General features: G+C 62.2%; 18 protein-coding genes. 13 read left to right on the forward strand and 5 right to left on the reverse strand.

Features of this window, described 5'->3' with window-relative positions; translation table 11 throughout:
* Positions 1–62 precede the first annotated feature (62 nt).
* From ACA062_RS11855 to ACA062_RS11875, 5 genes are read left to right on the forward strand one after another with little or no spacing between them, the layout of a single operon-like run.
* On the forward strand, positions 63–1,223 hold the full coding sequence (locus tag ACA062_RS11855; protein ID WP_497456523.1) for an acyl-CoA dehydrogenase family protein: 1,161 nt from the start codon (positions 63–65) through the stop codon (positions 1,221–1,223).
* A gap of 18 nt (positions 1,224–1,241) precedes the next feature.
* Positions 1,242–3,341, forward strand: coding sequence for an acetate--CoA ligase family protein (locus ACA062_RS11860; protein ID WP_497456524.1), 2,100 nt, complete (start codon positions 1,242–1,244; stop codon positions 3,339–3,341).
* Between the two features lie 10 nt (positions 3,342–3,351).
* The gene (locus ACA062_RS11865; RefSeq protein WP_497456525.1) at positions 3,352–4,965 is read left to right on the forward strand and encodes a 5-guanidino-2-oxopentanoate decarboxylase; all 1,614 of its coding nucleotides are present in this window, start codon (positions 3,352–3,354) and stop codon (positions 4,963–4,965) included.
* 22 nt (positions 4,966–4,987) lie between these two features.
* Positions 4,988–6,178 (forward strand): pyridoxal phosphate-dependent aminotransferase, encoded by a 1,191-nt coding sequence (locus ACA062_RS11870; RefSeq protein WP_138965645.1) that lies wholly within the window; start codon positions 4,988–4,990, stop codon positions 6,176–6,178.
* Positions 6,171–7,586, forward strand: coding sequence for an aldehyde dehydrogenase family protein (locus ACA062_RS11875; protein ID WP_497456526.1), 1,416 nt, complete (start codon positions 6,171–6,173; stop codon positions 7,584–7,586). The genes ACA062_RS11870 and ACA062_RS11875 overlap by 8 nt, the downstream gene beginning before the upstream one ends.
* 278 nt (positions 7,587–7,864) lie before the next feature.
* Here ACA062_RS11875 and ACA062_RS11880 read toward each other — a convergent pair whose 3' ends face one another.
* Entirely contained in the window at positions 7,865–8,305 is a 441-nt protein-coding gene (locus ACA062_RS11880) for an Rrf2 family transcriptional regulator (RefSeq protein WP_497456527.1), read from the reverse strand.
* A 175-nt stretch (positions 8,306–8,480) separates the two neighbouring features.
* Here ACA062_RS11880 and ACA062_RS11885 point away from each other — a divergent pair, with 175 nt between their 5' ends.
* The 6 genes from ACA062_RS11885 to ACA062_RS11910 all read left to right on the forward strand — a co-directional run bounded on the left by ACA062_RS11885 (position 8,481) and on the right by ACA062_RS11910 (position 15,449).
* Positions 8,481–10,082: an ABC transporter substrate-binding protein gene (locus ACA062_RS11885; protein WP_497456528.1), complete on the forward strand. Its 1,602-nt coding sequence runs from the start codon at positions 8,481–8,483 to the stop codon at positions 10,080–10,082.
* A 68-nt stretch (positions 10,083–10,150) separates the two neighbouring features.
* Positions 10,151–11,110: an ABC transporter permease gene (locus ACA062_RS11890; protein ID WP_497456529.1), complete on the forward strand. Its 960-nt coding sequence runs from the start codon at positions 10,151–10,153 to the stop codon at positions 11,108–11,110.
* A gap of 3 nt (positions 11,111–11,113) precedes the next feature.
* The gene (locus ACA062_RS11895; protein ID WP_128871506.1) at positions 11,114–11,941 is read left to right on the forward strand and encodes an ABC transporter permease; all 828 of its coding nucleotides are present in this window, start codon (positions 11,114–11,116) and stop codon (positions 11,939–11,941) included.
* Between the two features lie 2 nt (positions 11,942–11,943).
* Positions 11,944–13,605 (forward strand): ABC transporter ATP-binding protein, encoded by a 1,662-nt coding sequence (locus ACA062_RS11900; RefSeq protein WP_497456530.1) that lies wholly within the window; start codon positions 11,944–11,946, stop codon positions 13,603–13,605.
* A 9-nt stretch (positions 13,606–13,614) separates the two neighbouring features.
* Positions 13,615–14,334, forward strand: coding sequence for an NAD(P)H-dependent oxidoreductase (locus ACA062_RS11905; protein WP_497456531.1), 720 nt, complete (start codon positions 13,615–13,617; stop codon positions 14,332–14,334).
* Positions 14,335–14,516: 182 nt separating this feature from the next.
* Positions 14,517–15,449, forward strand: a complete 933-nt coding sequence (locus tag ACA062_RS11910) for a LysR family transcriptional regulator (RefSeq protein WP_497456532.1) — start codon at positions 14,517–14,519, stop codon at positions 15,447–15,449.
* Here ACA062_RS11910 and ACA062_RS11915 read toward each other — a convergent pair.
* From ACA062_RS11915 to ACA062_RS11930, 4 genes are all read right to left on the reverse strand, one after another.
* The gene (locus ACA062_RS11915; protein ID WP_497456533.1) at positions 15,407–15,778 is read right to left on the reverse strand and encodes a DUF485 domain-containing protein; all 372 of its coding nucleotides are present in this window, start codon (positions 15,776–15,778) and stop codon (positions 15,407–15,409) included. The genes ACA062_RS11910 and ACA062_RS11915 overlap by 43 nt on opposite strands.
* 27 nt (positions 15,779–15,805) lie before the next feature.
* On the reverse strand, positions 15,806–17,461 hold the full coding sequence (locus ACA062_RS11920; RefSeq protein ID WP_497456534.1) for a sodium:solute symporter family transporter: 1,656 nt from the start codon (positions 17,459–17,461) through the stop codon (positions 15,806–15,808).
* Positions 17,462–17,475: 14 nt separating this feature from the next.
* Positions 17,476–18,654, reverse strand: a complete 1,179-nt coding sequence (locus ACA062_RS11925) for a M20 aminoacylase family protein (RefSeq protein ID WP_497456535.1) — start codon at positions 18,652–18,654, stop codon at positions 17,476–17,478.
* Positions 18,655–18,995: 341 nt separating this feature from the next.
* Positions 18,996–20,234 (reverse strand): acyl-CoA dehydrogenase family protein, encoded by a 1,239-nt coding sequence (locus ACA062_RS11930; protein ID WP_497456536.1) that lies wholly within the window; start codon positions 20,232–20,234, stop codon positions 18,996–18,998.
* A 391-nt stretch (positions 20,235–20,625) separates the two neighbouring features.
* On the opposite strand from ACA062_RS11930, the gene msuE reads away from it, so the two are divergent.
* Both msuE and sfnG read left to right on the forward strand, forming a co-directional pair.
* Positions 20,626–21,189, forward strand: a complete 564-nt coding sequence (gene msuE, locus ACA062_RS11935) for an FMN reductase (RefSeq protein WP_497456537.1) — start codon at positions 20,626–20,628, stop codon at positions 21,187–21,189.
* 47 nt (positions 21,190–21,236) lie between these two features.
* Complete coding sequence (sfnG, locus tag ACA062_RS11940) at positions 21,237–22,337, forward strand: dimethylsulfone monooxygenase SfnG (RefSeq protein ID WP_497456538.1); 1,101 nt, start codon at positions 21,237–21,239, stop codon at positions 22,335–22,337.
* Position 22,338: the final 1 nt, after the last annotated feature.

A 22,338-nucleotide genomic window follows, 5' to 3' on the forward strand; every position in this document is an offset into this window, starting at 1 on the left:
TTGGCCAATAAAAGCGGCATCGCAGCCACGAATAAAACGATTATCGAAGAACAGGTAGCGTTATGAATTTCCAGCTGACCCAAGAACAAGACATGTTGGTGGACGCGGTACGCAGTTTTGTCGCCAAGGAACTGCTGCCCCATGAAGAAGCGGTGGATCGCGCCGATGAAGTGTCGCCGGAACTCGCCGCACAGATTCGCGGCAAGGCAGTGGCGGCGGGTTTCTATGCCTTCAACATGCCTGAAGAAGTAGGCGGAGGCGGGCTCGACTACCTCTCCCAGGCATTGATCGAACGCGAACTGTCCAAGGTGTCGTGGGCGATGCATGTGTTCGTCGCACGCCCGTCGAAAATCCTCATGGCCTGCACCGGCCAGCAGATCCAGGACTATTTGCTGCCGTGCATCCAGGGCGAAAAGATCGACTGCTTCGCCCTCACCGAACCGGGGGCCGGCTCTGACGCCAATGCGATCAAGACCCGTGCCGTGCGCGACGGTGACGACTTTGTGTTGAACGGCAGCAAGCACTTCATCAGCCATGCCGGGCACGCCGATTTCGCGATTGTCTTCGCCGTGACCGACACCTACGAACACAACGGTCGCCAGCGCAACGCCGTGACCTCGTTCCTGGTCGACCGGGGCACGCCAGGCATGACGATCCGCCGCGGGCCCAAGTGCGTCAGCAACCGCGGTTATCACACCTATGAAATGTTCTTCGACGATTGCCGCGTCCCGGCTGCCAAAGTGCTCGGCGAAGTCGGCAAGGGCTGGGAAGTGGCCAACGCCTGGCTAACCGCCGGGCGGGTAATGGTCGCCGCCAACTGCGTCGGCCAGGCCCAGCGGGCGCTGGACGTTTCGCTGCAATGGGCGGCGGACCGCAAGCAGTTCGGCCAACCCATCGGCACCTATCAAGGGGTGTCGTTCAAGCTGGCCGACATGGCCACGCAAATCCGCGCTGCCGAACTCTTGACCTTGCACACCGCCTGGAAAATGGATCAGGGCAGCATGACCGACGGCGAAGCCGGGATGGCCAAGTTGTTCGCCAGTGAAGTGCTCGGTCGCGTGGCCGACGAAGCGGTGCAGATTTTCGGCGGCATGGGCTTGATGGACGAAGGTCCGGTCGAGCGCATCTGGCGCAATGCCCGGATCGAGCGAATCTGGGAAGGCACCTCGGAGATCCAGCGTCACATTATTTCCCGCGAATTACTGCGGCCGCTGCTGCGCTGATCAGGTCGGAGAACGGACATGTCCCAACAGATTCGCGACAACCTCAAACGCCTGCTCGCGCCGCGCCACCTGGCATTCATTGGCGGCCGGAGCATGGCCCGTGCGCTCAAGCGCTGTGCCGAGGGCGGTTATCAAGGCCAGATGTGGCTGGTCAACCCGCAGCACGACAGCCTCGAAGGCGTGCCCTGTGTACGTAGCGTGGCAGAACTGCCGTGTGGCCCGGACGCGGTGTTCATCGCCACCAACCGCGAGCTGACCTTGACCTGTGTCGCCGAACTGGCGGCCAGGGGCGCGGGCGGGGCGATTTGCTACGCCTCGGGTTTCGCCGAGACCGGCGCGCAAGGCCAGGCCCTGCAAGACCAGTTGCTCAAGGCGGCCGGCGACATGGCCTTGCTCGGCCCCAACTGCTACGGCTTGCTCGATTACCTGCACAGCTCGGCCCTGTGGCCGGTCGCCCATGGCGCCAAGACAGTCGAGAAGGGCGTGGCAGTGCTGACCCAGAGCGGCAACTTTGCCTACAACCTGTCCATGAGTGACCGCTCGTTGCCGGTGGCCTATATGGCTTCAGTCGGCAACCAGGCGCAACTGGGCATCGCCGAGCTGATGGATGTGCTGCTCGACGAGCCGCGCGTCACCGCGATCGGCCTGCATCTGGAAGGCCTGAAAAACGTTCCAGGCTTTGCTCGAGCGGCACACAAGGCGCTGGAAAAAGGGATTCCGATCATCGCGCTGAAAACCGGGGTGTCGCAGATCGGCGCCGAATTGGCCCTCAGCCACACCAGCTCGCTGGCCGGTTCCGATGTGTTGTACGACAGCCTGTTCGAGCGCCTCGGAGTGATTCGCGTCAGTGGTCCGGTGAGTTTTGTCGAAACCCTGAAAGCCGCTGCCTGCGGCAATCTGCCGGCGGGCAACAGCCTGATCGCCCTGGCCTGTTCCGGTGGCGATGCCGGGTTGATTGCCGACTATGCCGAACGCAATGACTTGCGCCTGCCCAAGCTCGATGAAAGCCAGCGGGTCGAACTCGATCAGGTGCTGCCGAGCTACGCCAATCTGGTCAACCCGCTGGATTTCACCACGGCGATCTGGGGTGACCGCGAAGCGCTGGACAAGATGCTCGACAGCGCCCTGCGCACCGAAGCCGACGCCGCCATCCTGGTGCTCGATTACCCCTCGGAGGCCACCGGTGAACGCAAGGAATGTGACCTGCTGCTGGAGCTGTATTGCGACGCGTTGAGCCGTCACGGCAAGACCGGTTTCGTCACCTCGGCCTTTCCCGAACTGCTGCCGGCCAGTGCTCGCGAGCGACTGCATGCGCGCGGTGTGGCGGCATTGCAGGGCGTCGAGGATGGCTTGGCGGCGTGGGGGCGGATCGCCGGTTATCAGCGCAAACGCCTGGCGCTGCTTGCTCTCGGTGAGTCGGCGCTGGTGCCGCTCTGCCCGCAAGCGCTGGAAGGCGAGGGGCAACTGCTTGATGAATGGCAATCCAAGCAGGCCTTGCGCGCCTTTGGCCTGCCGATACCGCAAGGCGTGTTGAGCACGCCGGGCGAGGCGTTGAACGCGGCGAATTCGCTGGGTTATCCACTGGTGCTCAAGGCGGTCAGCGCCGAGCTGCCGCACAAGACCGAAGCCGGTGCCGTGGCACTGAACCTGCGCGATCCGCAGGCCTTGAGTGACGCCCTGGAACAGATGCGCGCGCGGATCGCCGACTACGCACCGGGGGTGGCCTTCGATCAGGTGCTGCTGGAGCGCATGGCCACCCCGCCCTTGGCCGAGCTGATCGTGGGGATCAAGCGCGAAACCGGGTTCGGCCTGGCGCTGGTCATCGGCGCCGGGGGGATTCTGGTGGAGCTGCTCAAGGACAGCCGCAGCCTGCTGCTGCCAACCACCGACGGGGCCATTCGCCACGCGTTGTCGAGCCTGCGCAGCGCCGCCTTGCTGCAAGGCTTTCGTGGTCGCGAAGCCGCGGATCTGGAAGCGCTGGTGGCCGCGATCCGCGCCGTGGCGGACTACGCCTGTGAGAACGCCGGGCAGTTGCTCGAACTCGATGTGAACCCATTGTTGGTCGGTGCCCATGGCACCACTGCGGTCGATGCGTTGATACGCCTCGGCCAAGCTTGAGGATCTGAGCATGCAAAGCAAAACCTTGACCGGCGGCCAGACCCTGGTGCGCCTGTTGGCCAATTACGGCGTCGACACCGTGTTCGGCATTCCTGGCGTGCACACCCTGGAGCTGTATCGCGGCTTGCCCGGCAGTGGCATTCGCCATGTGCTGACCCGGCACGAGCAAGGGGCCGGTTTCATGGCCGACGGCTATGCGCGGGTCAGCGGCAAGCCGGGGGTGTGCTTCATCATCACCGGCCCCGGCGTGACCAATGCCGCGACCGCGATCGGCCAGGCCTACGCCGACTCGATCCCGATGCTGGTGATTTCCAGCGTCAACCATACGGCCAGTCTTGGCAAAGGTTGGGGTTGCCTGCACGAAACCCAGGATCAGCGCGCCATGACCGCGCCGATCACCGCGTTTTCGGCGGTGGCCTTGAGTGCCGAGGATTTGCCCGAGCTGATCGCCCGCGCTTACGCGGTGTTCGACAGCGAACGGCCGCGTCCGGTGCATATTTCGGTGCCGCTGGATGTGCTGGCCGCGCCCGTAACGCGTGACTGGAGCAATGAAGTGGTGCGCCGTCCGGGACGCGGTCTGCCGGCTGCCGAGGCGCTGGATCAGGCGGTGGCGAAACTGCAGGCGGCACGCCGGCCGATGATCATCGCCGGCGGCGGTGCGCTGAATGCCGCCCAGGCGCTCGAGGCCTTGAGCACGCGACTGGCCGCGCCGTTTTTCAGCAGCGTCGCCGGCAAGGGCTTGTTGCCGCCGGATGCACCGTTGAATGCGGGGTCGACCCTGTGTGTGGAACCGGGCTGGGCGCTGATCGCCCAGGCCGATGTGGTGCTCGCAGTGGGCACCGAGATGGCCGACACCGATTACTGGCGTGAACGTCTGCCGCTGAATGCCGAGCTGCTGCGGGTGGATATCGACTCGCGCAAGTTCAACGACTTCTATCCGTGCACGGTGGCCTTGCAGGGCGATGCGCGGCAAACCGTCGTGGCCTTGCTGGAGCGCCTGCCCGAATCCGCACGGGATGCGAGCGCTGCCATCCAGGCCGTCGACACCTTGCGCAAAGCGGTCAAGAACGGGCACGGCACCTTGCAGTCGATCCATCAGGCGATCCTCGACCGGGTGTCGGCCGAACTGCCGGACAACGCCTTTATCAGCAGCGACATGACTCAACTGGCCTACACCGGCAACTACGCCTTCAGCAGCCAGGCGCCGCGCAGCTGGCTGCACCCGACCGGTTACGGCACCTTGGGTTATGGCTTGCCGGCGGGTATCGGCGCCAAGTTCGGCGCGCCGGACCGGCCCGGATTGGTGTTGGTCGGCGACGGCGGTTTTCTCTACACCGCGCAAGAACTGGCGACCGCCGTGGAAGAGCTGGACAGCCCGCTGGTGGTGCTGTTGTGGAACAACGAAGCCTTGGGGCAGATCCGCGACGACATGCTCGGCCTCGACATCGAACCGATTGGCGTGCTGCCGCGCAACCCGGATTTTGCCGCATTGGGCCGGGCCTTTGGTTGCACCGTGACGCAACCCCGGAGCCTCGACGAACTGCAAACCGACCTGCGTGCCGGCTTCCAACGAAACGGCGTGACCCTGATCGAACTCAAGCACGCCTGTGCGTTGGTCGGTTAAACCATCAACAAGGAACAAGCCCATGCGTTTTTCCGATCTGACCCAACGTGTCGCCGGTGACGGTGCCGCCGCCTGGGAGATTCATTACCGCGCCCTGGCGCTTCAGGAGCAGGGCCGGGACATTCTGTTGCTGTCGGTGGGCGACCCGGATTTCGATACCCCGGTGCCGATCGTGCAAGCGGCCATCGATAGCCTGCTGGCGGGCCATACCCATTACGCCGAAGTGCGCGGCAAGCGTGCCCTGCGTGAAAGCATCGCCAAACGCCATCGGCAACGCAGCGGCCAACCGGTCGATGCCGATCAGGTGGTGGTGCTGGCCGGCGCGCAATGTGCGCTGTTCAGCGTCGCCCAGTGCGTGCTCAATCCCGGCGATGAAGTGATAGTCGCCGAGCCGATGTACGTCACCTATGAAGCCGTGTTCGGTGCCTGCGGCGCGGTGGTGATTCCAGTACCGGTGCGCTCCGAGAACGGCTTCCGGGTGTTGCCGGAAGACGTCGCCGCACGCATTACCCCGCGTACTCGCGCGTTGGCGCTCAATAGCCCGCACAACCCGTCCGGCGCCAGCTTGCCGCGCACCACCTGGCAGGCGCTGGCCGAGCTGTGCATTGCCCATGACCTGTGGCTGATTTCCGACGAGGTCTACAGCGAGCTGTTGTTCGAAGGCGAGCACGTCAGCCCGGCCAGTCTGCCAGGCATGGCCGAGCGTACCGCGACCCTCAACAGCCTGTCGAAATCCCACGCCATGACCGGCTGGCGCGTCGGCTGGGTGGTCGCGCCACCGTCACTCGCCGGGCATCTGGAAAACCTCGCGCTGTGCATGCTCTACGGCTCCCCGGATTTTATTCAGGACGCCGCGGTCGTCGCGCTGGAGACCCAACTGCCGGAACTCGAGGCCATGCGCCAGGCCTATCGCCAGCGCCGGGACCTGGTCTGCGAATGCCTGGCTGACTGCCCTGGCGTGCGTGCCTTGAAGCCCGATGGCGGGATGTTCGTGATGGTCGACATCCGCGACACCGGGCTCAGCGCCCAGGCCTTCGCCGACCGCCTGCTGGATCGACACGGCGTCTCGGTGCTGGCCGGTGAAGCGTTCGGCCCGAGTGCCGCCGGGCATATTCGCCTGGGGCTGGTAGTGGGCACCGAACCCCTGCGCGATGCCTGCCAGCGGATTGTCCGCTGCGCCAATGAATTGATGGAGGGACGGGGCGATGCGTAATTACAGCAGGCTGTTTATCGATGGCGCCTGGCAGCGACCCTCCGGCCAGGGCCTGGCCGAGGTGATCAATCCGGCCACTGAACAGGTCGCAGGCTCCGTGCCGTTGGGCGACGAGCGTGACGTTGATCGCGCCGTGGCGGCGGCCCGACGGGCCTTTGGTTCATGGTCGCGAACCTCGTCCAGCGTCCGCGCGGCTTATATCCGCGCACTGGTCGAGCAGTTGCGAGCGCGGGCGGACGAAATGGCGCAGGTGATCACCGCCGAGCTCGGCATGCCGGTGCAGTGGTGTCGCTCGGTTCAGGTCGAGGGGCCGATCGCCGGGCTGGAACACTACGTCGAAATCGCCGGGTTGATGGATGAGGTGCGCGAGGTCGGCAACTCCCTGGTGATTCGCGAGCCGGTGGGTGTCTGTGCCTTCATCAATCCGTGGAATTACCCGCTGCACCAGTTGATCGGCAAACTCGCGCCGGCACTGGCGGCCGGTTGCACGGTGGTGGTCAAGCCGAGCCAGGAAACCCCGCTGCATGCCTTCCTGCTGGCGGAAATGATCGAGGCCATCGGGCTGCCGGCCGGGGTGTTCAACCTGGTCAGCGGGCCCGGTTCCAAGGTCGGTGAAGCCTTGGCCAGACACCCGGACGTCGACATGATCTCGTTCACCGGCTCCACCGGCGCTGGCGTTCGCGTGGCCCAGGCGGCAGCGCCTTCGGTCAAGCGGGTCTGCCTGGAACTGGGCGGCAAGTCGCCGCTGCTGATCGGCGAAGATGCCGATCTGGCGGCGGCGGTGCGTTACGGCGTGCAGGATGTGATGATCAACTCCGGACAGACCTGCACCGCCTTGACCCGCATGCTGCTGCCCGCCAGCCGTTATGCCGAGGCGCTGGAGCTGGCCCTGGCAGAGACCCGAAGCCTGCGCATGGGCGATCCGCTCGACCCGCAGAGTTTCCTGGGCCCGATGTGCTCGGCCGCGCAACGGCGGACCGTGCTTGACTACATTCAAGTCGGTCGGCAAGAGGGCGCGCGGCTGCTGTGTGGCGGTGAAACGGGCGACGAGTTCGAGCGCGGTTTTTACCTCAAGCCAACGCTGTTTGCCGACGTCGACAATCGGATGCGTATCGCCCAGGAAGAAATCTTCGGCCCGGTGCTGTGCCTGATTCCCTATGCGGATGAAGCCCAGGCCATACACATCGCCAACGACTCGCCGTTCGGCCTGTCCAGCGGGGTATGGGCCGGTAGCACCGAGCGTGGCCTCGGGCTGGCGCGGCAGATGCGCGCCGGGCAGTGCTTTATCAACGGCGCGGCGTTCAACTATCAGGCGCCGTTTGGCGGCTATAAACAGTCAGGCAATGGTCGCGAGTGGGGGGAAGAAGGGCTGGCCGAGTTTGTCGAAGTGAAAGCGATGCAGCTGTGATATCGCCATGAGCGCGGGCGGGCCGCAGGAATGCATGGCGTTATATCTGGCCACCTCGCTGCTGCAACGGTTGGTGGCGCGTGAACCACGGACACTCCTGCGTTGAAACACCAACCCCGTAGGAGCTGCCGCAGGCTGCGATCTTTTGATCTTGCTTGCGATCTTCATCGGTACTGCAAAGATCAAGATCAAAAGATCGCAGCCTTCGGCAGCTCCTACGCCGACCGCATGTACCTGCACTATCGTGGGTGTCCGCAATGCCTCCTACGGGGCCAATATCAAGCCCTATCGCGGTTTTCCAATGGGGGATCGAAGGCCACGAACAACTGGTCGGCGGTGATGCTTCCAAGATCCAGCCGCATGTTGTTTTCCAGCATGGCGAACAGCCGGGTGAACACGTCAAAGACCTTGCAATGGTCTTCCATGCCGGAAAACGGGTTGTCGATTTTCTCGGCGATTAGCGAGCTTTCCTGCACCGCGTCGTAGACCTCGCGCAGGGTGATTTCATTCGCAGGCCTGGCCAGGGTCAGCCCGCCCTTGGCGCCGCGATAGGACTTGAGAATGTCGGCCTTGACCATCTGCGACACCAGATTGCGCACCCGTGTCGGATGGGTCTTTACCCACTTGGCAATGGTTTCGGTGCGCAGCTTCTGCGGTGCGTTGGCGGCAACGAACGACAGGATGTAAGAAGCGGTGATCAATCGGGTCGACTGGCTCATGAGGCGAAAGGCTCCCTGTAAAAACCGGATTATTCCATCGATGAAAAATACCCGTCAGGGCATGGAATTTACGTTGTGAAGTCGTTAATGTATTTGTTACGGTAACAATTATTAATACTAGCAGCTTCGGTAGGACCTCCGAATCATTTTCTCTGCAACGATCAGGGGCAATGCAATGAGCGATAACAAAAACAAGATTACTCAGGCAATTCATGACTGCCATCTTCCTCGTCGGGATTTCCTCAAAGGCAGCGCCGCCGCCGGCCTGGTGGCCGCTGCGTTTTCCATGGGCCTGCCGTTCGGGGCCTTTGCCCAGGAAACCACACCCAAGCCGGGCGGCGTGCTGCGCCTTGGCCTGGCGGGTGGCAGCACCACCGATTCGCTGGATCCGGGCTCCTGGAGCGATACGTTCACCTTCGTCGGCTTCTCGGCGGTGTACAACACCCTGACCGAAATTGCCGTGGACGGCACCGCGATTCCCGAGCTCGCCGAGCGCTGGGAATCGTCGCCGGATGCGCGGATCTGGACCTTCAAACTGCGCCAGGGCGTGACCTTCCACAACGGCAAGAGCCTGACCGTCGAAGACGTGGTGGCGTCGATCAATCACCACCTGGGCGAGAAATCCACCTCGGCGGCCAAGACTGTCCTCGGGGATGTCGCCCAAGTGCGCGCACAGGGCACCGATACGGTGGTCTTCGAGTTGCATTCGGGCAACGCCGACTTCTCCTATGTGGTGGCCGATTACCACTTGGTGATCATGCCGAGCAAGGACGGCGTTGCCGACTGGCAAGCGGGGGCCGGCACCGGCGGTTATCGCCTCAAGGCATTCGATCCGGGCGTGCGCATGGCACTGGAACGCAGCCCCGATTACTGGAAACCCGGCCGGGCGCATTTCGCCAGCGCCGAGTTGCTCGGCATTGCCGACGGTGCGGCGCGGATCAATGCGCTGGTGACCGGGCAGGTCGATGTGATCAACAAGGTCGACCTCAAAACCGTGGCGCTGCTCAAGCGCAATCCGAACATGGTGATCGAAGAAACCAAGGGCGCGCAGCACTACACCTTCCCGATGCTGTGCGACAGCCAGGACTTCAAGAACAACGACATCCGCCTGGCGATGAAGTACGCCATCAACCGTGAAACCCTGTTGGCCTCGATACTGCACGGCTATGGTCTGGTCGGTAACGATCATCCGATCCAGCCCGGCAGCCGCTTCATCAATACGGCGCTGGAGCAGCGCAGCTATGACCCGGACAAGGCGCGATTCCACCTGCGCAAGGCCGGCGTCGAGTCGCTCAAGGTGCGCCTGCAAGCGTCCGACGCGGCTTATACCGGCGCGGTGGACGCCTCGGTGTTGTTCAAGGAGCAGGCGCGCCAGGCGGGGATCGATATCGATGTGGTGCGCGAGCCGGCGGACGGCTTCTTCTCCAACGTCTGGATGAAACAACCCTTCACCACCTCGTTCTGGTACAGCAGCCTGACCGCCGACCGCATGTTCAGCATCGGTTACGCCAAAGGCGCTGCCTGGAACGAAACCCACTGGGACAACGGGCGCTTCAACCAGTTGCTGAACGCCGCGCGCGGCGAGATGAACGACCCGCTGCGCCGCGAGATGTACAACGAAATGCAGGCGCTGTGCCGCGACGAGGGCGGGGCGATTGTGCCGTTGTTCGCCAGCTCCGTGGCCGCCCGCTCGAAACGCGTCAGTCATGGCGAACTCACCGCACCGTACGGCGAACTGGATGGTCTGCGGGTCATCGAGCGCTGGTGGCAAGCCTGAGCACCTGATCGTTGATGGCCGACTTGCGCGCAGGTCGGCCACCCTGTGCCATCCCGGAGGATTCTGCGGTGAATAGTATTTTCAAGTTGCTGTTGCAGCGCCTGGCCCTGGGCCTGTTGTCGCTGTTTGCAGTGTCGGTGATTATTTTTCTGGCGGTCGGCATGCTGCCCGGCGATATCGCCCAGGCCATGCTCGGGCAGTCAGCGACGGCCGAAACCGTGGCGGCCTTCCGTGCCCAACTGGGGCTGGACTTGCCGCCGTTGACCCGCTTCGTGCAGTGGATCTGGCAGCTGCTGCAAGGCGACCTCGGGGTCTCGCTGGCGAACCAGCGGCCGATCGCCGAGCTGATCGGCACGCGGTTGGGCAATACCCTCAGCCTGGCGGCATTGGCGGCATTGGTCTCGGTACCCTTGGCGCTGGTGCTGGGGATGCTCGCGGCCTTGTATCGTAATAGCTGGTTCGACCGCCTGCTCAACACCTCGGCACTGAGTGCGGTGTCGTTCCCGGAGTTCTTCGTCGCCTACCTGTTGATCCTGCTGTTTTCGGTGAAGCTCGGCTGGTTCCCGAGCATCTCCAACCTGGCGCCGGATGCGTCCTTCGCCGCGGTGCTGGAACGCTCGGTGTTGCCGGTGGCGACCCTGAGCCTGGTGGTGATCGCGCAGATGATGCGCATGACGCGTGCGTCCCTGATCAACCTGCTGGCCAGCCCCTATATCGAAATGGCCCGGCTCAAGGGCATCAGTCAGTCACGGATTATCTTCCGGCATGCCTTGCCCAACGCCCTGGCACCGATCGTCAACGTGGTGGCCTTGAACCTCGCGTACCTGGTGGTTGGCGTGGTGGTGGTCGAGGTGGTGTTCGTCTACCCGGGTCTTGGCCAGTTGCTGGTGGACTCGGTGGCCAAACGCGACATTCCGGTGGTCCAGGCCTGCAGCCTGATCTTTGCCGCGACCTACATCCTGCTCAATACCACGGCCGATGTGCTGTCCATCGCCAGCAATCCACGCCTGATGCATCCGAAGGGGTAGAACATGAGCCTGCTTAAAGAACTGGCCCGGGCACCGCTGAGTGCGAAGTTCGGGATTCTGGTCATCGTTGTGTACATCCTGGTGGCGCTGTGCGCTCCGGCACTGGCGCCCTATGGCGAAACCGAAGTGGTCGGCGAGGGCTTTGCGCCCTGGAGCGGGCAGTTCCTGCTGGGCACCGACAACCTCGGTCGCGACATGTTCAGCCGGCTGGTGTATGGCGCCCGTAACACCCTGGGCATCGCCTTTCTCACCACGGTGCTGGCGTTCCTGCTCGGTGGCTTTTGCGGTTTGATCGCGGCGATCAAGGGCGGTTGGGTCGATCAAGGCCTGTCGCGAGTCGTCGACATCCTGATGGCCATTCCGCAACTGATCTTCGCCTTGCTGATTCTCAGTGTGGTCGGCACCACGGCCACCTCCCTGGTGTTGGTGATCGCGCTGCTGGATGCCACCCGGGTGTTTCGTCTGTCACGGGCGGTGGCGATGAACGTGGTGGTTCAAGACTTCGTCGAGGCGGCGCGGCTGCGGGGCGAGGGCCTGTGGTGGCTGGTGACCCGCGAAGTGTTGCCCAACGCCGCCGCGCCGCTGATTGCCGAATTCGGCCTGCGTTTCTGTTTCGTCTTTCTGTTTATCAGTGCGCTGTCATTCCTCGGCCTGGGCATTCAGCCACCGACTGCCGACTGGGGCAGCATGGTCCGGGACAACGCGGTGCTGATCACCTTTGGCGACATCAGCCCGCTGCTGCCGGCTCTGGCGGTGGCGTTGATCACGGTAAGCGTCAACTTCGTCGTCGACTGGATGCTGCACAAATCCAGCGGCCTCAAGGAGTGCTGAACATGCACCAACCCTCTTGCAACAACGACCAGCCGCTGCTGGAAATCCGTGACCTGCATATCGAAGGGCATTACGAAGACGCCTGGCATCCGCTGATCAAAGGCATCGACCTGACCCTGCAACGCGGCGAGGTGCTGGGCCTGATCGGCGAGTCAGGTGCCGGCAAGTCGACCCTGGGCCTGGCAGCCATGGGCTATGCCCGCGACGGATGCAAGATTACGGGCGGCTCGGTGCGCTTCGACGGCATGGAACTGTTGCAGGCCAAGCCCGAGACCCTGCGCAAACTGCGTGGCCTGCGCATCGCCTACGTGGCGCAAAGTGCCGCGGCATCGTTCAACCCGGCACATCGGTTGATCGATCAACACGTGGAAACGGCGGTCAACAATGGTGGCATCAGCCGCGCTCAGGCCGAAGCCGAAGCGGTGCAGCTGTACCGGGTGTTGCGCCTGCCGAATCCCGAGCAGATCGGTCAGCGTTATCCGCATCAGGTGTCGGGCGGGCAACTGCAACGGGTGATGACCGCCATGGCCATGGCCTGCCATCCGGACCTGATCATCTTCGACGAACCGACCACGGCCCTCGACGTCACCACCCAGATCGAAGTGCTGGCGGCGATTCGCGACGCGGTGGCGCAATTCGGCAGTGCGGCGATCTATATCAGCCATGACCTGGCCGTCGTCGCGCAAATGGCCGACCGCATCATGGTGCTGCGCCACGGCAAGCTGGTGGAGGAAGCCGAGACCCGCACCATGCTCCGCGACCCGCAGGAGGACTACACCAAGTCATTGTGGGCGGTGCGCAGCTTTCGCACCGAACCCAAGCCGTGCCCGCAACAGGAAGTGCCGTTGCTGGAACTGCGCCAGGCCTGCGCCAGCTACGGTCATCAGCCGGTGCTGCACGATGTTTCGCTGAGCCTGTATCGCGGCCAGACGCTGGCAGTGATTGGTGAGTCCGGCAGTGGCAAGAGTTCGACGGCGCGGTTGATTACCGGCCTGCTGCCACCGACTTCCGGCCAGGTGCTGTATGGCGGCGAACCCCTGCCGGCGGACTTCCGTCAGCGCAGCAAGGAACAGTTGCGACGGGTGCAGATGATCTACCAGATCCCGGACACCGCCTTGAATCCCCGGCAGCGGATCGTCGACATCATCGGTCGACCGCTGACGTTTTACCTCGGCCTGAAGGGCAAGGCCCTGCGCGCCCGGGTCGCCGAGTTGCTGGAAATGATCGAGCTGGATCCGGCGACGTTCATGGAGCGTCAGCCCCGTGAATTGTCCGGCGGGCAGAAGCAACGCATCTGCATTGCCCGGGCACTGGCGGCCGATCCGCAGTTGATCATTTGCGACGAAGTGACCTCGGCACTCGATCAACTGGTGGCCGAGGGGGTGCTGAAGCTGCTCAATCGTATCCAGCAGCAACTCGGCGTCGCTTATCTGTTCATTACCCACGATGTCGCCACCGTGCGAGCGATTGCCGATGAAGTGGTGGTGATGCAGCGCGGAAGGGTGGTCGACCACGGCTCTCGCAGCGCGATCTTCACCCCGCCGCATCAGGACTACACCGGCCTGCTGTTTTCATCCGAACCGGAAATGGACCCGGACTGGCTGGATCACCTGCTCGCCCAGCGCGCTGGCCAACCCGCGCCTTCCACGCTTGAAATCGTCTAAGGAATTACCATGAACGTACTGATTGTCCACGCCCATCCCGAACCCAACTCTTTCACCGCCGCCCTGCGCGACCAAGCGGTAGACACCTTGAAGGCCCAAGGGCATGCAGTGCAGGTCAGCGACCTGTATGCGATGAACTGGAACCCGGTGGCCAGCGCCGAGGACTTCTCCTCACGGGAGAACCCGGACTATCTGGTCTATGCCCTGGAGCAGCGTCTGGGCGTTAAAAGCCAGTCGCTGGCGGCGGATATCCAGCAAGAACTGGACAAGCTGCTGTGGGCCGACCTGCTGATCCTCAACTTCCCGATTTTCTGGTTCTCGACGCCGGCGATACTCAAGGGCTGGATCGACCGCGTACTGGTATCGGGCGTGTGCTACGGCGGCAAGCGCTTCTACGACCAGGGTGGGCTCAGCGGCAAGAAAGCGCTGGTGACGGTGACCCTGGGCGGACGCGAGCACATGTTTGGCGAGGGCGCGATTCATGGCCCGCTGGAAGACATGCTGCGGCCGATCCTGCGCGGCACCCTGGCGTATGTCGGATTCGAGGTGCTGGAGCCGTTCGTGGCCTGGCATGTGCCGTACATCAGCGACGACGCGCGCAAGGACTTCCTGCGTGGCTATCAGCAACGCCTGGAAAACATCGCCGACGACCAACCCATCGAGTTTCCGCGCTTGTCGCAGTTCGATGAGGCGCTTTACCCGTTGCCTGGCCAGCGGGTGGCCGGCTGAGTCGCTCAGTCGGGGAGTCGTCGGCAATCAACCCGCGTTGCACAGCAGGTTGACCAATACCTTGCACAGACGCCTCCCTGGCGATCACCTCCGCGGCAATGTCAGATCGATGGACTCGAGTTGACTTTTGTAGGATCGTCCTTGGTTATATCTAGCAGATCCGCTCGTCAAGAAAGAGAAAAATGGATACCAGGAAACTGCGTCACGTTCTGGGGCTGGTAGAGCACCTGACATTCACCCGAGCCAGTATCGAGGTCAACCTGAGTCAGCCGGCCCTGTCTCGAAGCATTCAGTCGATCGAGGCCGAACTTGGGGTTCAGTTGTTCGATCGCGGGCCTACTGGTGTTGAGCTGACCCCCTATGGGGAGGTGTTTACCGAGCGGGCACGCAAGGTACTGGCCGAACTCAATGAGTTGCGTCGGGACATCGAGTTGGTGCGGCGCGGCGAGTATGGCGAGATTGCCCTGGGTTTCGGGCCGACGGCGGCCACCTTGCTCAAGGCCCCACTGCTGGAGCATTTTGCCCTTAATGCACCGCAGGTACGACTGACCGTCAAGGGCGGCACCTATGAAGAGTTGTTGAGGTTGCTGCTGGAGGAAAAAATCGACATTTTTTTCGGCGATGTGGCGCTGTTGTCCTATCGACAGGATTTGCAGGTCGATACGTTGCCCAATTGGCGCAGCGGTTTCTTTTGCGCCGCCCACCACCCTCTTGCGCAGAAAAAACAAGTAGCACCGGCCGAGTTGCTGGATTACCCCTTGGGTTGCATCAAGTTGTCAGCCTGGGCCATGGCTGACCTGGATGTGTATTTCGAGGGATCCATTGAGACGGCCATTCACTTTCAGACAGATGTGCTTGCAGACCTTGAAGCTCTGGCTTTGGCCGGAAACGCAGTGATTTTTGGCAGCCGTCCGGCTTTTTGGCAGGCACTGGACAGTGGTCGGTTACAGGAAGTTGCTTTGAGTCCGGCGCTGCAGCGCAGCGCGCGTTTCGGCTCGGTCAGCCTTGCGGGACGTACCCTGGCCCCCTCTGTGAAGGGGGCCAAAAAATTGGCTCATAAAATATTCGCAAGTTACGCCGAACTGCTGGCCATGGCGCCGGAAACTGACGGTTGATCAACCTGAGGTCGCCCGTCTTGTGCGTTGTTCGAGCGCTGCATTTGATCCAGCAACGGATCGATGCGGCGGTTGGCGTACCAGGTGTAAAAGCCGGTGACCACCACACAGAACCAGTACAGACCCATCCCCGCCACGATGCCGGTGGTGAGCCGCGACTCTGTCGACAGCGGCAGGGTAAGCCAATGGGGAACAAAGGCCACCAGCAGGATAAAGCCGAAGTAGCTGCCCAAGGTCAGTAGGGTCAGCCCCAGGATTAACTTGAGGCGGATCTTTTTCAGTCGGGCCAGAGACGTGTCGCTTTCGGGGGCAATGAACGGGGTTGGCATGTCAGGTACCTCGTTTGCAATTAGGGGTCAATGAGCCACGGCGTTACAGGCATTTATGCCGGTCAGAGAACGGTAGTGCTGGGCATCGAACCTGGCGCGCTCGGCTTGGGCCGATGGGCTGCGGTCGGTGACCGAGGCGACCCAGGCAGCAATAAAGGCCAGGCTCATGGAGAACAGCGCAGGGTTGGAGTAAGGGAAGATCGCCGTATCGTGTCCCAGCACACTGACCCAGATCGTTGGCCCCAGTACCAGCAGGCCCACCGAGGAGACAAGACCGCACAGACAGGCGGCGATGACCCCTCGGGTGGTCAGTCCGCGCCAGTATATCGACAGGATCAGCATCGGAAAGTTGGTGCTTGCGGCAACCGCGAATACCAGGCCAGCGAGGAAGCTGATGTTCAGGTTCTGCACCAGTTGCGAGAGCAGCAGGGCGACGACGATCAGAGTGATGCAAGCCCCCCGGAATATTTTCAGTTCTCGCTTGGGGTCATTTTCTTTCTGGTGGAACAGGTGGGTGTAGATATCGTGGCCGACCGCCGACGCGCCGGAGATGGTCAGGCCGGCGACAACCGCGAGGATGGTGGCGAAGGCAACAGCGGACATCACCCCCAGGAACAGTTCGCCGCCGAAGAAGGTACCCAGGTGCATAGCGGCCATGTTGTTGCCGCCGATCAGGGTTTGGCTACCGGGATCAAGGAACTGTGGGTTACCTATGACGAAAATCGCCGCGCCCGCGCCGATCACCACCAGCAGGGTGTAGAAGTAAGCAATGATGCAAGTAGCGTAGAACGCCGACTGGCGGGCAGCGGCACCGTTCTTCACGGTGAAGAAACGGATCAGGATATGTGGCAGACCGGCCATGCCGAAAATCAGAGAAACGCCCAGGGAAATAGCATCGATCGGGTTGGCGATCAGTTTACTGGGGGCCAACACAGCCAAGCCCAGAGGATTGGCCTGGATCACTCTGTCGAGCAACTGGTTGCTACTGAAACCGACACTTTTGAGCACCATGTAACAGAGGAAACTGCCGATTGCCAAAATCATCACGGCCTTTGTTATTTGCACCCAAGTGGTGGCCAGCATGCCGCCGAAAAGCACATAGAACAACACCAGAATGCCGACCATGCCCACCGAGAACAGATAAGGCGTACCAAACAGCAATTGAATCAGCTTGCCGGCGCCAACCATCTGCACCACTAGATAGAGCAGCACGATGACCAGAGAGTTGGCGGCAGTCAGCAGGTGTACCGGGCGTTTTTGCAGGCGGAATGAAACGACATCCGACAGGGTGTAATGACCAAGATTACGCAAGGGTTCGGCCACCAGAAACAGCAGGATAGGCCAGCCGATCAAGGTGCCAACCCCATAGATCAAACTGTCATAGCCGTACAGGGCCTGCATGGCCACGGCGCCAAGAAAAGTCGACGCTGACATATAGTCGCCCGCCAGGGCAAAGCCGTTTTGCAAGGGTGTGATGCTGCCTCCGGCGGTGTAATAGTCAGCGGTACTGCGGTTGCGACTGCTGGCCCAACGGGTGATGGCGAGCGTCAGGGTGACCAGTAGGAAAAACGGTACCAAGGTGTGCCAGTTGGCAGCGTAAGTGCTGCCAGTGGCCGCATTGGCGGGGTTTGAAATCAGCAGGAACAGCAGCGAAAGACAAACTGTCAGGGTTTTGGGTTTCATGCCGGGCTCCTTGCTTAGTTGTTGTTGTCGTCGCGTCCCAAACCCAGGCGTAAGTGGATCAGCTGTTCAAACATCGCAACCCCGGTACTCGCTACATCATCGTTGAAATCGTAGTGCGGGTGGTGACACATAGGGCCATCCTGACCCAGAAGGAAATGGCAGCCAGGACGCTCCTGGAGAAAGACCGCAACGTCATCACCGGCCATGATCGGTGCGACGTTGTCGACCAGGTTATGGCTTCCGACCACACGCTTCGCGGCGCGGATCACATGCCGGGTATGCTCCGCACTGTTGACCACCGGCGGGGTGCTATTGGACAGCGTCATGTCGATTTGACAATGATGACTGAGTGCCAGCCCCTGGCAGACCTCACGCATGCGCTCGATGACCTGTTGGCGAACAGCAATGGACAGGGTGCGCAGCGTACCCGCGAGCAGGGCGAACTCCGGGATCACATTGTTGGTCTCTCCAGACTGGAAGCTGCAGACACTGATGACTGCGTTTTCTATCGGGTCGACGTTGCGGCTCACAATGCTTTGCAGTGCTGCGACCAGACTTGAGCCGATAACGATCGGGTCGACGCTCAAGTGCGGCATGCCGCCGTGACTGCCTACGCCTGTGATGCGGATCGAGAAGAAGTCCACGGATGCCATCAGGGCACCGGTGCGTACGCCAATGGTACCTGCCGCCAGGGAAGGGTGGTTGTGCAGGGAGTACACTTCGTCGAAAGGGAAGCGCTGCAGCAAGCCATCCTCCAGCATGGCCCGACTACCCTGAACGATCTCCTCGGCGGGTTGGAATATCAGCACCACTCTACCGATAAAGTTGCGCTTTTTAGCCAAGAGACGGGCCGTGCCCAAGAGGATGCTCGTATGACCATCGTGCCCGCAGCCGTGGAATATTCCATGATTGCGGGAGCGATAAGAGGGCTGACCTTCTTCGACGATTGGCAAGGCATCCATGTCGGCGCGAAAGGCGATACCAGGCCCAGCGCCAAGGCTGCCGTGGATTACCCCGATGACACCCGTCTGGCCAATACCGGTGTGGGTTTCGATATCCCAGGAACGCAGTAGTTCGGCGACGAAGTTAGCGGTCTTGAGTTCCTTGAAGGCGATTTCAGGCTGGCTATGAATCTGTTGGCGCCAGATGCGCATATCGGTGGCCAGGGCTTGGACTTCAGGACAAATAGCCATGTGCATGGATCCTATGACGTAGAGGGGAGAGGGCGAGCGTGCCAACGCTTGCCCCGCATCTTGCAGGAGTGGAAATGCCGTGGGCCAATGCATACTCAGGACGTAGCTATGCGCTCTTTGCATAGCCGGATCGGCAGTAATATCGGGGGGCAGCTACCACGTCGAGGCGCGGGTTGCCTTGCTTTGAAGGTTTAGAGTCCTGCCAGGGTTACAAGCTGCCGACCAAGAGGGGGCAGCTTGGAAAGGAGTCCTCGGTGAAAAAGTTAACCGGAGGTCGGCGCGGATCTCACCGCGTCGCAATGTGCAGTTGCTGGGGTATCTGGCACCCGCGTGATGTCGGCTTACTTCGATCCTCCACCGATCTGCCAGACATAGGGCGGTTCAGTGCCGTTGATTTCCCAGTCGCCGATGATGCGTTCCTTGTAGATCAGCGGGTTGTGTGAAGCCGCGGTGCGCGCGTTGCGCCAGTGCCGATCGAGGGCTTTGCCGGTGCTGGTGGCCGAGGCGCTGAGGGCGTTGAACAGGTCACTGGTGGCGCGCAGCACCAGGTCGGCGATCACCACCTGGGCCTGGGCCGATTCCAGTTCGGCGGCGATGTTGGCCTCGCGTTCGGCGGCTTCGTCATGGGCGAAGCGGCTTTCGTACGCCACCTGCAAGGCGGTCGCCGCGCGCAGGGTGGTGGCGTGTGCGGCGTAGACCTGCGCCGATGCCTTGCCCACCACTTGCTGCACCTGGACGTCTTGGCTGACGTGGCTGGCATTGCCGGTGCTGAAGATGCGAGTGCGCTTGCGCACTTCTTCGGTGATGTCGTTTACCGCCGCACGGCCGGCACCGGTCTGAACCGCCAACAGCACCAGTTGATAGAAGGCCGTCTGGTACTTGAAGCGGGTGGCGAAGTCCAGCAGGTTCTCGGGTTCCACCACCGCGTTCTCGAACACTGAAGTGCCACTGCCGGTGGTGCGCTGGCCAAAGCCATCCCAATCGTCGCTCTGGGTGATGCCCGGTTGCTGCACGCGAACGGCGGCAATCACGTCGGCGCCGGTGTCGTCGCGCTGGGCATAGAGGTCGATCCAGTCGGCGAAGATGCTGCCGGTGCTGTAGTACTTGGTGCCGTTGACCACCCAGTGTTCACCCAGGCGCGAGACGCGGGTACCGACCTGGCCGATCTTCACGCTGCCGACTTCGGTCCAGGCGTTGCCCACCAGGTCACCCTCGACAAACCGCTTGAACCAGGTGTCTTGCGGTGCTTCGGCCTGCGCATTGAGGCGGTCTTCGACAAAGGCAAAGTGACCGCGCAACGCCTGCGGCAGGTTGGAATCTGCGGCGGCCAATTCGATCAGCAATACAAACAACTGGGGCAGGGAAGCGCCGGCGCCCCCGTACTGCACCGGCACGCGCACGGCGCCAAAGCCGGCTTCCTTCAGCCACTTCACTTGTTCAAAGGGCAGGCTGCGGTTTTGCTCGCGCTCCAGTGCGCCGGCGGCGATGCGTGCAAAGATCGGCCGGAAGCGCGCGGCCAGGGCCTGGTAGTCGGTACCGCTGGAGAGGGGGTGTGGCAGGTGCTGTTGCTGGACAGTCATGTGCAGCTCCTTATTAAGGCAAGAGAAAGCAACAGAGCAGTCGATCTGTTGCGTATGGCTGTCAGTGCACAGGTCGTGCCTGACGCTGCAAAAGCCGTGTTACCGGGCGCGCGGGGGTGTCGACAACGCTCGCGCCTGTCGCCTGCCGGGCAACTTGTTGAAGCATTGACCGCCTGGCAACAGTGGCCGAGGCGCGCTGTGTTGGGTGGACCTGGAGGCAACTGTTGTGCGCGCAACAGTTGATCAACAGCCTGTCCGGCAGGCGACACTGCGCAAGTCCGAAAAAAGTTAATAACTAGTTGATTAATATCAATTTATTGAAGTGGCACGGTTGCTGCTCTAGTCCCTTGTGCAGGTGCCGCGGTGGCCTCTGCCAGCACGAGGACAGGCAATGAGCAACACACTGAAAGTGGTCGCGGTATCCGGGAGCGTGCAGCGGCCTACGCGCACCCTGGTATTGCTCAAGGCGCTGGTCGCCGGCCTTGCGCAACAGCTGCCGATCGAGCTGCACCTGATCGAGTTGTCCGAGGTTGGCCCGCAGTTCGCCGGGGTGCTGCGCCGTGAAGACTTGCCCGCTGCGGTCGAGGCCGATCTGCGTGCCATAGAAACGGCCGACCTGCTGATCGCGGCTACCCCGGTGTACCGCGCCTCGTACACCGGACTGTTCAAGCACCTGTTCGACTTCGTCCATCACCAGGCGTTGAACAACGTGCCGGTGTTGCTGGCCGCCACCGGTGGCTCGGACCGCCACGCCCTGATCATCGATCACCAGTTGCGCCCGCTGTTCGGCTTTTTTCAGGCCCTGAGCTTGCCCATCGGTGTGTATGCCGCCGAAGCCGATTTCACCGATTACCGGATCACCAGCCCGCAGTTGCTCGAACGCATCGAGCGCGCTGTCGAGTCGGCGGTCCTGAGCCTCAATCCGACTGCCCAACCGGACGCCAGTGCAGCCTGACGTCCCCGGTCGACCCTCACCTCAACGAATCAACGGAGTACACGCAAATGAGCCAGGACAACATCAAGTTTGCCTACTGGGTGCCCAACGTCAGCGGCGGCCTTGTGATCAGCAAGATCGAACAGCGCACCAGCTGGGACATCGATTACAACCGCAAGCTGGCGCAAATCGCCGAAAAGGCCGGCTTCGAATACGCCTTGTCGCAGATCCGCTTCACCGCCGGTTATGGCGCCGAAAACCAGCACGAATCGGTGACCATCAGCCACGCACTGCTGGCTGCCACCGAGAAGCTCAAGGTGATCGCCGCCATCCTGCCTGGGCCCTGGAGCCCGGTGCTGGCGGCCAAACAGCTGGCCAGCATCGACCAGTTCACCAACGGGCGGGTCGCGGTGAATATCGTGTCGGGCTGGTTCAAGGGCGAATTCCGGGCCATTGGCGAGCCATGGCTGGACCACGATGAGCGCTATCGTCGCTCGGAAGAATTCATCCAGGCGCTCAAGGGCATCTGGACCCAGGACAATTTCAGTTTCCATGGCGATTTCTACCGCTTCCATGACTACACCCTCAAACCCAAGCCCCTGCAGCAACCGCACCCGGAAATCTTCCAGGGTGGCAGCTCGCGCGCGGCGCGGGACATGGCTTCGCGAGTGTCCGATTGGTATTTCACCAACGGCAACACCGTCGAAGGCATCAAGGCCCAGGTCGACGAGATCCGGGCCAAGGCCGCGATCAATGGCCACTCGGTGAAAGTCGGGGTGAACGCCTTTGTCATCGCCCGGGAAACCGAGGCCGAGGCCCGCGCGGTATTGCAGGAGATTATCGCCAAGGCCGACCCGGAAGCCGTCAACGGTTTCGGCAGCGAAGTGAAGAACGCCGGCGCCGCAAGCCCTGAAGGCGAAGGCAACTGGGCCAAGTCCACCTTCGAAGACCTGGTGCAGTACAACGATGGCTTCAAGACCAACCTGATCGGTACGCCGCAGCAGATTGCCGAACGCATCGTCGCCCTCAAGGCGGTGGGTGTGGACCTGGTGCTCGGTGGCTTCCTGCACTTTCACGAAGAAGTGGAGTACTTCGGCCGCAACGTGTTGCCGCTGGTGCGTGAGCTGGAGCGCGAGGCGGTCGCGGCCAAGGTTGCGGCACTCGCCTGAA

Source organism: Pseudomonas sp. LBUM1679 (genome assembly GCF_059695565.1).